14 protein-coding genes are annotated in these 12,846 nt (G+C 39.1%); 12 read left to right on the forward strand and 2 right to left on the reverse strand.

Annotated elements, in window-relative coordinates; translation table 11 throughout:
* Positions 1-2: 2 nt before the first annotated feature.
* From P3G65_RS02595 to P3G65_RS02625, 7 genes are all read left to right on the forward strand, one after another.
* Entirely contained in the window at positions 3-218 is a 216-nt protein-coding gene (locus P3G65_RS02595) for a hypothetical protein (protein ID WP_019292650.1), read from the forward strand.
* 213 nt (positions 219-431) lie between these two features.
* Complete coding sequence (gene truA, locus P3G65_RS02600) at positions 432-1,178, forward strand: tRNA pseudouridine(38-40) synthase TruA (protein WP_019292649.1); 747 nt, start codon at positions 432-434, stop codon at positions 1,176-1,178.
* Positions 1,171-2,004, forward strand: a complete 834-nt coding sequence (locus tag P3G65_RS02605; protein ID WP_019292648.1) for a pyridoxamine kinase — start codon at positions 1,171-1,173, stop codon at positions 2,002-2,004. Before truA ends, P3G65_RS02605 begins: the two co-directional genes overlap by 8 nt.
* Positions 2,001-2,483: an ECF transporter S component gene (locus P3G65_RS02610; RefSeq protein ID WP_019292647.1), complete on the forward strand. Its 483-nt coding sequence runs from the start codon at positions 2,001-2,003 to the stop codon at positions 2,481-2,483. The genes P3G65_RS02605 and P3G65_RS02610 overlap by 4 nt, the downstream gene beginning before the upstream one ends.
* Positions 2,464-3,006: a TIGR01440 family protein gene (locus tag P3G65_RS02615; protein ID WP_019292646.1), complete on the forward strand. Its 543-nt coding sequence runs from the start codon at positions 2,464-2,466 to the stop codon at positions 3,004-3,006. The genes P3G65_RS02610 and P3G65_RS02615 overlap by 20 nt, the downstream gene beginning before the upstream one ends.
* Before the next feature lie 484 nt (positions 3,007-3,490).
* On the forward strand, positions 3,491-5,095 hold the full coding sequence (locus P3G65_RS02620; RefSeq protein ID WP_019292645.1) for a CTP synthase: 1,605 nt from the start codon (positions 3,491-3,493) through the stop codon (positions 5,093-5,095).
* 105 nt (positions 5,096-5,200) lie between these two features.
* Complete coding sequence (locus P3G65_RS02625; RefSeq protein WP_019292644.1) at positions 5,201-5,818, forward strand: sugar O-acetyltransferase; 618 nt, start codon at positions 5,201-5,203, stop codon at positions 5,816-5,818.
* A gap of 36 nt (positions 5,819-5,854) precedes the next feature.
* Here P3G65_RS02625 and P3G65_RS02630 read toward each other — a convergent pair whose 3' ends face one another.
* The gene (locus P3G65_RS02630) at positions 5,855-6,031 is read right to left on the reverse strand and encodes a DUF2929 family protein (protein ID WP_017369403.1); all 177 of its coding nucleotides are present in this window, start codon (positions 6,029-6,031) and stop codon (positions 5,855-5,857) included.
* Positions 6,032-6,137: 106 nt separating this feature from the next.
* Here P3G65_RS02630 and P3G65_RS02635 point away from each other — a divergent pair, with 106 nt between their 5' ends.
* Positions 6,138-9,254: a DNA polymerase III subunit alpha gene (locus P3G65_RS02635; RefSeq protein ID WP_019292643.1), complete on the forward strand. Its 3,117-nt coding sequence runs from the start codon at positions 6,138-6,140 to the stop codon at positions 9,252-9,254.
* A 9-nt stretch (positions 9,255-9,263) separates the two neighbouring features.
* Here the strand turns inward: P3G65_RS02635 and P3G65_RS02640 are convergent, their stop codons facing one another.
* Entirely contained in the window at positions 9,264-9,917 is a 654-nt protein-coding gene (locus tag P3G65_RS02640) for a hemolysin III family protein (protein WP_019292642.1), read from the reverse strand.
* Between the two features lie 167 nt (positions 9,918-10,084).
* On the opposite strand from P3G65_RS02640, the gene P3G65_RS02645 reads away from it, so the two are divergent.
* The 4 genes from P3G65_RS02645 (at position 10,085) to P3G65_RS02660 (ending at position 12,705) form a co-directional block, all read left to right on the forward strand.
* A complete protein-coding gene (locus tag P3G65_RS02645) occupies positions 10,085-10,921 on the forward strand; it encodes a DegV family protein (RefSeq protein ID WP_019292641.1) in 837 nt (278 codons plus the stop codon).
* Positions 10,914-11,738: an SGNH/GDSL hydrolase family protein gene (locus P3G65_RS02650; RefSeq protein ID WP_029343524.1), complete on the forward strand. Its 825-nt coding sequence runs from the start codon at positions 10,914-10,916 to the stop codon at positions 11,736-11,738. Before P3G65_RS02645 ends, P3G65_RS02650 begins: the two co-directional genes overlap by 8 nt.
* Positions 11,728-12,312: a YpmS family protein gene (locus tag P3G65_RS02655; RefSeq protein ID WP_019292639.1), complete on the forward strand. Its 585-nt coding sequence runs from the start codon at positions 11,728-11,730 to the stop codon at positions 12,310-12,312. The genes P3G65_RS02650 and P3G65_RS02655 overlap by 11 nt, the downstream gene beginning before the upstream one ends.
* A gap of 117 nt (positions 12,313-12,429) precedes the next feature.
* Positions 12,430-12,705, forward strand: coding sequence for an HU family DNA-binding protein (locus P3G65_RS02660; RefSeq protein ID WP_003133973.1), 276 nt, complete (start codon positions 12,430-12,432; stop codon positions 12,703-12,705).
* Positions 12,706-12,846 lie beyond the last annotated feature (141 nt).

Below are 12,846 nucleotides of genomic sequence, written 5' to 3' on the forward strand. Positions count from 1 at the left end.
CTATGAAAAAGTTATATGCGGTTTATAGAGGAGAAGCATTTTTAGATTGTGGAACAGCCAGTGAACTTGCAGCGCGTTTTGATACTAATCTAGAAAATGTCTATTCAAAAGTTAGTAAAGAACGCAAAGCAAGAAGTAGGGGCCAGTCTTTTTCAGACAATACCTTGCATTGGTATAGTTTTGATGATGGTAATGATGAGAACATCTGGCTTTCTTAACAAAAGATTCCTTTGGGTGACTCCAAAACGTATGTGGGCATTTTTGGCTTCTATATTGACATATAGCATTGTTGTGTAAAAGAGCTTCTAACCTAAATAATGCAAGGTTGGTCGCATTAAAGGGTTTTCAAAATAGAGTAGAAAGTTTGCAGAATAAGGGAAACTCTAAATTAGGTTAGACAAATCTATACTTGATTTTGCTATAATATAAACATGACTAGATATATGGCAACGATTGCTTATGATGGCACAAATTTTGCAGGTTTTCAAACCCAAAATAATCAACGGACTGTACAAGAAGAGATTGAAAAAGTTTTGACAAAATTAAATTCTCACCAGACTGTGATATTGCATGGCTCAGGACGTACAGATTCGGGAGTGCATGCGCATGCTCAACGTATTCATTTCGACTTGCAAGGGCAGCGAGATGAGGAACGTTTACGTTTCGCTTTGGACACGCAAACCCCATCAGATATTGCCTTTCGTGAAGTCATACAAGTTGAAGAGGATTTTCATGTTCGCTTTAACAAGCATGAAAAGATTTATGAGTATTTTCTGGAAAACAGTAAAGTTCGGAGTCCTTTTCACCGTTTGTATCGTGCACATTTTCGCTATCAACTTGATGAAGATTTGATGCGACAAGCTCTAGCAGATTTGGTTGGTACACATGACTTTACTGGCTTTACAGCAGCTGGTGCTACAGTTAAAGATAAGATACGAACGATAACTCAAGCTGAGATTGTAAAACTAGACGATGAAAACTATAAATTTATTTTTCGGGGCAATGGGTTTCTTTATAAACAAGTTCGTAATATGATGGGAACTGTGATCAAAATAGGAAATGGGCGGATGCCTGTCTCGCAAATTAAAAAGATTTTAGAAAGTAAAAATCGTGACCTAGCAGGTCCGACTGCTGCCCCAGAAGGGCTCTATCTCAAGGAGGTAATTTATTTTGACTAAAAATATTGTTGCTGTACATGACATTTCTTGCGTAGGTCGTTGTTCCTCAACAGTGGCGCTTCCGATTATTAGTGCTTATGGCATAGAGTGTCGACTATTGCCCACAGCGCTTTTATCAACACATACAGGTGGTTTTACCAACTTTACTTATCTTGACCTTACAGATGAAATGCGCAACATTATTCAAGCCTGGCAAGAATTAAATCTCCATATGGATGGAATTTATAGTGGCTTTATGGCTTCTGCGGAACAAATTGACGTGCTCAAAGACTTGATTGGCATATATAAAGATGCGAATAATCTGGCTATCATTGATCCAGTCATGGCTGATCATGGGGAACTATATAGTGTTTTCGATATGCACTTTGTAGAAAAAATGGGTGAACTTTTGCCTTATGCAGATGTTCTTTTGCCTAATATCACAGAAGCGTGCCTTTTAACAGGAACACCTTACCAAGAAGGTGTGCAGTCAGAAGCATTTATTGAAATGCTCATTGAAAAATTACAAGCACGTGGGGCAAAAAATGTTGTTTTGACGGGTGTTATGCTTGATGAAAAATATATTGGAGCCGCGGCTGCAAGAAGTACCGGACAGATTGACTATGTTTTGGCAGAAAAATTGCCAGGTGCATATCATGGCACTGGAGATATCTTCGGTTCTGTTTTATCTGCAGAGTTAACTAATGGTAAAACTTTAGCCGCAGCAACACGAGAAGCTGTTGACTATGTAGTTAAATCAATAAAAAATACACCAAAGTCTGCTGACAAACGTTATGGAGTAGAATTCGAGCAAACTTTGAAAAGTAAAAGAAAGCAGGAGCAATGAAGTACTCAACTAAAAAATTAACCCTGTTGGCTTTGTTAGCTGCCTTGACATTTGTCTTAGGCTATTTCACAAAAATACCTATTCCTGGTGGTTATTTTACCTTGCTTGATGCGGGTATTTTCACGACAGCCATGCTTCTTGGAAAACGTGAAGGTCTAATTGTTGGTGCACTAGCAGGATTTCTCAATGATTTTATTGCGGGATATGCGGCATACATGTTCTTTACCTTAGTCATTCATGGACTCCAAGGTTATTTAGGTGTTATAACAAAAAATAAAGCACTTAATTACGGGTTGGCTACCGTGGTTATGGTCGGCGGTTATTTTATAGCAGATATGTTTATTGTTGGAAGTTTAGCCGTGGCATTACCCGACATGGCAATTAATGCCGTGCAAACCAGTGTCGGTTTTGTCGTTGCTTTGCTTCTTACAGAAATTCTTAAGAAATCAGGTGCTCTTCATGGACTTAAAACAAATTAAAGAAGAAACAAAAACAATTATTGAAGATGTTATTGCAAAAACAGAGATAAAAGCTGGACAGATTTTTGTCTTGGGCCTATCTAGTTCCGAAGTCAATGGCGGTACAATTGGTAAGAACTCCTCAGCTGAGATTGGCGAAGTAATTGTCGGAACGATTTATGAAGCACTCAAGGCGCGGGATATTTATTTAGCTGTCCAGGCTTGTGAACACCTTAACCGTGCTTTACTTATAGAGCAAGAATTGGCGGACAAAAAAGATTTGGAAATCGTTTCGGTTGTTCCACAGCTTCATGCAGGAGGGAGTGGACAAGTCGCAGCTTATAAGCTATTTAAGGCACCAGTAGAAGTGGAGCATATCACGGCATATGCTGGACTCGATATTGGCGATACAGCTATTGGAATGCACGTAAAGCATGTCCAAATCCCTGTGCGACCTGTCTTGAAAGAACTTGGCGGAGCGCATGTCACAGCTCTCAAATCACGTCCTAAGCTTATTGGTGGGGAACGTGCAAGTTATGAGTAAGTAAAAGTCTGGATAAGTGCCTCACTGGAAATTTTGCATATGAGTTGGTAATAAGGACAAAGTGTGAGAAAATGTATTTAACAATAAAGAGGGAGGTGCAGATGACATTTAAAGTCGAAGTAGATGACCTCAGAGGGAAACCAGTTGCTCGCGAGTCCTACTGATATTCACTAATTTCTAAAAGGAGGATAGATGTTCTTATCCTCTTTTTTGCTCCAGATAAAATCTAGGACCTTGACAAAAAAATCAAAATCATATAGAATAATATTCGGGCACCGCTTTTTGCGGTAAAGTCAGAAGCTCCCTTACAAAAGGGAGCTTATTTTTTTGTTTCGCTACCAACATTTGTGGCTAAAACCACTAAATGATGGATGGCAAGCTCTACGGAGCTTTGCCTAAGCGCCTCATTAGGAAAAATAAAAAAGCAACTATTTTTCCATTATATTTTCCCAGGCTTAATATAGAAAACAGAGGAGATTTCGCATTGGCAACTAAGTATATTTTCGTCACAGGTGGTGGTACATCATCAATGGGTAAGGGTATTGTTGCAGCGTCTTTGGGACGTTTGCTCAAAAACCGTGGCCTTAAAGTAACTGTACAAAAATTTGATCCGTATCTTAATATTGACCCAGGGACAATGAGCCCTTATCAACACGGTGAGGTTTTTGTTACAGATGATGGCGCTGAAACAGACCTTGACCTTGGGCACTATGAACGTTTTATTGATATCAATCTTAATAAATACTCAAATGTAACTTCAGGTAAAGTTTACTCTGAAATTTTACGTAAAGAGCGTAAAGGGGAGTACCTTGGAGCGACAGTTCAAATGGTGCCTCACGTTACAGATACATTAAAAGAAAAAATTAAGCATGCAGCAACAATGACTGACGCTGATGTTATCATCACTGAGGTTGGTGGTACAGTAGGTGATATGGAATCCCTCCCATTCATTGAAGCCCTACGTCAAATGAAAGCCGAAGTTGGTTCAGATAATGTGATGTACATTCACACTGTGCCAATCCTCCACTTGCGTGCAGCTGGGGAGTTGAAAACGAAAATTGCACAAAATGCGACAAAAACATTGCGTGAATATGGTATCCAGGCCAATATGTTGGTGCTTCGTACAGAAGTTCCAATCACACGCGAAATGCGCGACAAAGTAGCCATGTATTGTGATGTTGATCCTGAAGCAGTTATCCAGTCTCTTGATGTGGAACATCTCTACCAAATTCCATTAAACTTGCAAGAGCAAAACATGGATCAAATCGTTTGTGATCATTTGAAACTTGACGCCCCTGCAGCTGATATGACCGAATGGGCAGCAATGGTTGACCATGTGATGAACCTTAAGAAAAAAGTCAAAATCGCTTTGGTTGGTAAATACGTAGAGTTGCCAGATGCCTATATCTCAGTGACAGAAGCCTTGAAACATGCGGGATATCCAGCAGATAGTGACATTGAATTGGACTGGGTGAATGCAAATGACTTAGATGATAGTAATGCTGCTGCACGTTTGAAAGATGCACATGGTATTATCGTCCCTGGTGGATTTGGTGAACGTGGTTCAGAAGGTAAGATTTCAGCTATCCGTTATGCCCGGGAAAATGATGTACCAATGTTGGGTATTTGTCTTGGTATGCAAATGACTTGCGTGGAGTTTGCACGCAATGTTTTAGGCATGAAAGGGGCACATTCTTACGAATTAAACCCAGAAACACCATATCCAATTATCGATATCATGCGTGACCAAGTTGATGTTGAAGACATGGGAGGAACCTTGCGCTTAGGACTCTACCCATCAAAACTAAAAGCAAACACTAAAGCACGTGCGGCATATAACGATGCGGATGTCGTTCAACGTCGTCACCGTCACCGCTATGAATTTAATAATAAATATCGTGAACAATTTGAAGCGGCAGGCTTTACATTCTCTGGTGTTTCCCCAGACAACCGTTTGGTCGAAATCGTTGAGTTAACCGATAAAAAATTCTTCGTTGCTTGTCAATATCACCCAGAATTACAATCACGTCCAAACCGTCCAGAAGAGCTTTATCAAGCCTTTGTTAAAGCTGCAGTGGAAAATATGTGAAAATAAAAATCCCTACTTAAGGTGGGGATTTTTTTAGTGCTTACTTTTTAATATTTTTTCCTATCATAATTTGATATACTGGATGCAATATTGAGAGGAGAAGCCATGTCAGAGTATCAACGTATGATTTCAGGGCAACTTTATAGAGCATCTAAGATTGAAAAAGAGTATGATCCACAACCAGGAAGAGTACTTGCCCAAAAGATAAATCAAACCAGCCTAATGGATCAAAAAGAAATTATTGCTTTAGAGAAACAATTGTTTGGGAGTACAGGAAAATCTATTTATGTGAATCCGCCACTTCAAGTCGATTATGGTTTTAACACACACATTGGTGAAAATTTTTATGCCAATGTGGATTGTATTTTTTTGGATGTTGCACCAATCACTATTGGAGACGATGTGATGTTTGGACCTCGCGTAAGCCTGATTACACCATTGCATCCTATCGATGCAGCTGTTCGGGTTCGAGGGCTTGAATATGCAAAACCAATCACTATTGGCGATCGTGTATGGCTCGGTGCAGGTGTTATTGTGAATCCAGGTGTTAGTATTGGTGAAGGAACGATTGTAGGGTCAGGAGCAGTAGTTACTAAGGATCTGCCCGCACATGTTATCGCTGTGGGAAATCCGGCACGTATTTTAAGAGAAATTAGTGAGACAGATCAAGAGTACTGGGAGCTACAAGAAAAGGATTATTATGACACAAAAAAAGCAGATTGAAAACCTGCTTTTTTTGATCGGTCTTTGAAAGAGAGATTAATGCTTTGGTTCCACAACTCCGACTTTACTAATGAGTAAAACAAAAAGTCCGAATACCAGTGAGACAACCAAAGTGCTAAACGGCTTGTCAGCTACCCCAGCGAGTGCGGTCATGATGTAACCTACAACTTCGCCGATAACGGCTGACCAGAAAAGAGTTACAAGTACTTTCATAATAATTCTTCTTTCGATTTTTCTTCAAAATAAAGTATAATACTATTAGAGCTAAAATTCAAGAATTATGCGAAAAAAGTATAAAAACAAAGGAGAAAGGGGCCAAATGTTTGCACAACTCAACACCAAAACAGAGTACAGTTTTTTAGATAGTGTTGTCCGAGTAGATGATTATCTGAATGTGGCAGAAAAAATGGGCTATAAACAGCTTGGCATTTGTGATGTCGGAAATTTACATGGTGCTTATCACTTTGCGATTGAAGCACAAAAGAGAAACATACAGCCCATTATTGGGGTTGAGCTTGTTTTTGAGCTGGACAGTTTACCTGTATCCTTTAGTTTTATTGCTAAAAATACTGAGGGGTATAAAAATCTTTTAAAAATCTCTTCCAGTCATAATTACGGTCGTCACCGTTTTTCTGATATTGAGAGTTTTTTAAATGATGTCGTTTTAGTGGTACCAGAGTCTTATGCGAATCTCTCAGCCCTTTCACAGATTCAAGCAGAAGTATATATTGGCATCTTGCCTACAGGTGTCGGAGGAACTTCGCTTCAGTTTCCGTACCTTCCTTTTCAGCCTGTGCGCTACTTGTCACAGGTCGATAATGAAAGCCTTGAAGTTCTACATGCGATTCGTGATTTAATACCTTACAATCAAGAGTTGACTTTGTCAAATGACCAACTTTTGCAGAGACCAGAAATTTACGAAAAATTATATGCTAAGAATTATCCTCAAGCCTTAGATAATCTTGAAAACTTAGTTGCAAATATTGCGTATGACTTTAGTGAGAAGTTAGGCTTGCCTCAGTTTGATAAACAAAGAAATGCAGCAGAGCTTCTTCGTGAAAGAGCAGAAGTCAATCTGCCTACAGGAGAAGACTATCGTGCACGTCTCAATCATGAACTATCGGTCATCCATCAAATGGGCTTCGATGACTATTTCCTTATCGTTGCCGACTTATTACGCTATGCAAGTGAAAACGACATCTATTGCGGCATGGGGCGTGGCTCTGCTGCTGGTTCATTGGTGGCTTATACCTTAGGTATCACTCATGTTGATCCGGTGGCAAATAATCTCTTCTTTGAACGTTTCCTTAATCCGGAACGTGTAGCAATGCCCGATATCGATATTGATATGCCTGATACCAAACGGTCCGAGTTGCTTGCTTATATGAAGCGGCGTTATGGTAGCGACCATGTGGCGCAGATCGTGACTTTCTCGACCTTAGGTAAACGACAAGCTTTACGTGATGTCGGAAAGGCTTTTGGGATGAACGAAGCTGAGCTTTCTTCTCTCACACGCATGTTGAGACAACGGTTTGGTTCGCTTCGTGATGAGTACGAGGAAAATCCTAAACTTAAGGCTGAAATATTACGCGACAGTCGATTGCAGAAGGTGTATGAGATAGCTACTCGTATTGAAGGCTTACCGCGTCAAACATCGACACACGCTTCGGGCGTGGTGTTAAGCCAAAAATCCTTGGTCAATTACGTGCCTCTAAAACCATCCGATGATTTGGCCTTGACACAATATGAGGCACCGGATGTTGAAGCAATTGGTCTGTTGAAAATCGACTTTTTGGGTTTACGAAATTTAACGATAATTGAGCGATTATGTGAATTAGTACAAAAACGAAAAAATGTTCACATCGATCCTTTGCACATAGATTTAGAAGATGACAAAACGTTAGCACTTTTCCGTGCTGGAAATACTCTAGGTATTTTTCAATTTGAGAATCCACAGATGAGACGTTTTTTGCGTAATTTAGCTCCAACAAAGTTTGAGGATATTGTTGATGCGACATCTATTTTCCGTCCAGGCCCTTCACAGTTTATTCCCCAATTCGTTGCCCGCCGACATGGACAGGAAAAAGTAGAAGTCATTGACGAGACACTGACAGAAATATTAGCGCCAACCTATGGTATTATGATTTATCAGGAACAGATCATGCAAGTTGCACAACGCTTTGCCGGTTTCTCTTTGGGTAAGGCTGACTTGCTCCGCCGTGCAATCTCAAAGAAAAAAGGAAAAGAATTTGAAGAACTCCAAGCCGAATTTTTAGCAGGAAGCTTAAAGTTGGGGCACACTGAAGCACAAGCGATGGAGATATATCGTCTGATTGAACGTTTTGCTAATTATGGTTTTAATCGTTCTCATGCCTATGCTTATGCTGCTCTAGCTTTTCAAATCGCTTATTTCAAGGCGAATTATCCCGATGAATTTTATGAGGTTCAGCTTCGAGACCGTAAAAGAGAGAGCATGATTCAAGATGCTTTGGGTAATGATTTTCAAATGGAGCAACCTTCCATCAATCGGATGCCTTATCATGACAGAGTAGAAAATGGTAAAATCGCCTTGGGCTTAGCAAATGTACGGAGCATTCCACGAGATATGGCATTTTGGATTGTTGAACATAGGCCCTTTAGTGATTTAGCAGATTTGGTGAAAAGTTTACCTCAAAATTTCCAGAAAGAAGATTATTTGCTACCACTTGTACAGATTGGAGCTTTTGATGACCAAGACATGAACAGAGGGAAGCTGGCTCAAAACTTATCAACTCTCATTGATTATAGTCAAAATATTCAACTGGATCTCTTCGGTGCATCTGCCTTAAAATTCTCTTTTCAAGATGCAGAAGATTATCTGCAATACGAGAAATACGAGTATGAAAAGCAGTTTTTAGGTGTAGGGATTACGCCACACCCCTTGCAAACTTTAGCACTTAAACTGAAAACAAATTTTACAGCACTGACTGATTTGCAAAAAAATAAGCGAGCGACTGTTTTAGTCGAGCTGCTTGCTGTGCGTACCCATCGTACAAAGACAGGAGAGACAATGGCTTTCCTATCAACAACTGACAGTAAGGAAAATTTTGACATTACACTTTTCCCAGAAAATTATCGGCGGTTTATGGCAAATCTCGAAAAAGGAAAATTTTATTTAATTTCTGGCAAAGTTTCTGAAAGAAATGATGCTTTACAGATGCTAGCTGATCGTGTCATCGAAGTAGAAGAGACAGACCGTAAACTTTGGTTGAATCTTGAAGATGCAAGTCATAATACGCATATTTCTCGAATTTTACGGGAGTTTCCTGGAGGAATACAAGTCATTTTGCATTTTGCTGACACAAAAAAAACCACACAGACTCAAGTCTATGTGGAAGAAAATGATTTACTTTTGAACAAGTTGAAAACCTATGTCTTAAACGCTGTTTATAAATAGCGTTTTTTCTTATGATCCCACATAACCATAGATGGAGAACCACATCAGCATTGCAGCACCAAGAACAAAAAGATGCCAGACCACGTGAGCGAAAGGGAATTTATAACGGTATATAATTGCTCCGACAGAGTAAATTACGCCTCCTCCGACGAGAAACCAGAAGCCATAGGCAGGCAGAAGCTGCCAGAGAGGGTAAATGGCAAAGAGGATGACCCATCCCATAACAATATAAAGGACAGTTGAACCTCTAGGCACGGTATTCCATCGTGGGAGGTAGATAGCTGTAACGACTATTCCCAAGATCGCACAAAGCCAAACAAGTGCTAACATTCCCCAGCCTAGCCAATTTCCTAATGTAACGAGGCAATAAGGGGTATAAGTTCCTGCGATGAGTAAAAAGATACCGCTATGATCAAAAACTTGAAAAACTTTTTGAGCGCGTGTAAAGTGTAGGCTGTGTGCCAAAGTTGAAAAGAGAAAAAGTAGTACAAGAGAGGCTCCATAAATTGAGAAAGCAACAATCTGTATCGGTGAATGATTGGCTACTCCTTTAAGTATGAGTAAAACAAGTCCTGTAATAGCAAGACCAGTTCCGACTCCGTGTGTGATGGCATTAAAGACCTGGTCGACAATTTGATAAGCGCGAGAAGCTGGCTTTTCCATTGATCTCCTTCTTTCCATAATAATTTCGCTTTCTAAAATCAAAATATTTATAAATTTGAAAAAGAGGATTAGCGAAATTGCAGTTCATTTGGTATAATATTAATATATATTAACATAGATTGTTTAGAAAAGAAATCGAAGTCTTTTTATTTTGATTTGGAGAAAATATGACAATTAAAATTGTGACAGATTCATCAATAACTATTGAACCAGAATTAGTAGAAGAACTTGATATTACTGTAGTTCCATTGTCGGTAACTATTGACGGGACAACTTACCTTGATTCAGACTTACCCTTGGACTCATTTATGGAAAAAATGAAGGCTTCTAAGGCATTGCCTAAAACAAGCCAACCTCCTGTAGGGGTCTTTGCAGAAAAATATGAAGAAATTGCCAGTGAAGAAGATGCGATTATTTCCATCCACATCACTGAAAGTTTAAGCGGTACAGTACAAGCAGCACGTCAAGGGGCAATGCTATCTGGCCGTGATGTAACAGTTCTTGATAGTGATTTTACGGACCAAGGTTTGAAATTCCAAGTAGTGGAAGCCGCACGATTGGCTAAAGAAGGTCTTGGAAAAGAAGAAATCTTGAAGAGAATTAATCACGTACGTGAAAATACAGAACTGTTTATTGGGATTTCGACGCTCGAAAACCTGGTTAAAGGCGGACGTATCAGTCGTACAACCGGAATCGTGGGAAGTCTCTTGCATGTACGTATCGTGATGGAACTAAAAAACCGTGAGCTAGGTGTAATGACACGAGGACGTGGGAATAAGACATTTACCAAATGGTTAGATGAAACGGTAGAACACATCGCAAACTCTGGACGTAAAATTCGTGAGATTGGCATTTCACATGTAGAAGGACTTGATTTTTCTAATAAAGCGAAGGAAGCTTTGCAAAAATTTGTTGAAAAACCAATTTCTATCCTCGATACTAACTCTACTATTGCTACTCATACAGGACCGGGTGCTTGGGCTGTAATGATTGATTATGAATAAAAAACTGAAAATTATTCTTGAACTTGCTGGCTTTTTGCTAGCAAGTTTACTTGTATTCTGTTTGCTTTCCTTGATGAGTACTCCAGCTGGCAACCGTTTAAAAGAAGAAGTACAGGATCAAGATAAAATCGTGAATTACGTGGCATTGGGAGACTCATTAACAGAAGGTGTTGGTGATGCAACAGGCCAAGGTGGCTTCGTCCCTCTTTTAGCAAAAGAGGTAGAAAACCAAACCACAGGAAAAGTAGAGTCACAAAACTTTGGTCATGCAGGTGATACAAGTACCCAAATCTATGAAAAAATGCAGGACAGAGAAATCCAAACTGCTATAAAAAATGCAGATTTTATCACTTTGACTGTTGGTGGGAATGATGTTATGAAAGTTATCCGAGATAATGCTGCTCGTCTTTCAAAACTTAAAGAAAAAGACTTTGAACAACCTGCGCGTAATTATCAAAATGAGCTGAAAAAAATCTTTGAGACTATTCGGCTAAATAATCCTAAGGCTCATGTCTATGTTTTAGGGATTTATAATCCTTTCTATATGAATTTTCCTAATATAACAGCCTTGCAAACAATCATTAATAATTGGAATATCGCAACAGAGGAGACGGTAAAAGAAGAAAAAAATACGAGTTTTATTGCCATTAACGATTTGCTTTACAAAGGAATCGGAGGGGAGAAAGGGATTTCTGAAAGTCAGTCTCAAATCAATGATCTCCTTTACACAGCAGATAGTTTCCACCCCAACAATATTGGCTATCAAATCATGGCTGATGCAGTATTTAAAGAATATCAGGTGATCAATGAAAAATAAAAAAACAATCTGGAAATGGCTCTTTCTTGCTCTATTAGCAATTAATCTTGGAACTTTTGCTTTTATTTCGAGTCGCGTATTTAATGTGCGGGACCAACAATCTTTGAGACAAGTAAGTAAGCCTAAAGAGACGACAGAAGTCGCTAAAATAACGACTAATCGGGACCAGTTAAACCAGCTTATTAATACTTATCTGCAAGATTTTCAGACTTCAGACATGAGTTATAAATTCTATCTATCAAATAGTCAAGCTGTTTTAGAAGCTTCTTACCAACTTTTTGGACAAAAAATTCCACTCTATATTTACTTTGAGCCTTTGGCTTTAAATGATGGTTCTGTTGCACTTCAGGTGAAGAGTGTTTCGGCAGGGTCGTTGAACTTACCAACAAGTGCTGTTCTTGCTTATGTGAAGTCAAGCATTAAGCTTCCAGCCTTTGTAGAAGTCTTACCGACGAAGGATCAAGTCATATTACATCTGCCACAACTTACTTTAGCAGATAATTTATATTTAAAAGCAAATCAGCTAGATTTAGTCAGTGGAAACTTTACTTTTAATTTGATGATTCAACCTTAAAATCAGCTAAAAACCGCAGAAAAACGCTGTTTAGGCTTGCAAAGGTTCACAACATTTGATAAAATGAAAAGTGCCTAATAAGAACAGGTAAAACAAAATATGGAGGACATTTTTAAAATGGCTAACAAACAAGATCTTATTGCTGAAGTTGCAGCAAAAGCTGGATTGACTAAAAAAGATGCTGAAAAAGCAGTTAACGCTTTCGGTGAATCAGTAACTGAATTCCTCGCAAAAGGAGAAAAAGTTCAACTTATCGGTTTCGGTACTTTCGAAACTCGTGAACGTGCAGCTCGCGAAGGACGCAACCCACAAACTGGTGCAGCTATCCAAATCGCAGCAACTACAGTTCCTGCATTTAAAGCTGGTAAAGCTTTGAAAGACGCTGTTAAATAATCTAGCGTAGAAATACTGATACCGTGGTTAACCATGGTATTTTTTATTGTCTTTGATTATAAAAATTTGTAGCTCTTGCATGTTTACTTGCAGTAAAACAGAATGAAGATAACAGTTGAGTATATAATGATTTTCAAGCTG

This window comes from Lactococcus sp. bn62 (assembly GCF_029492705.2).
GTDB classification, from domain to species: Bacteria; Bacillota; Bacilli; order Lactobacillales; family Streptococcaceae; genus Lactococcus; species Lactococcus petauri.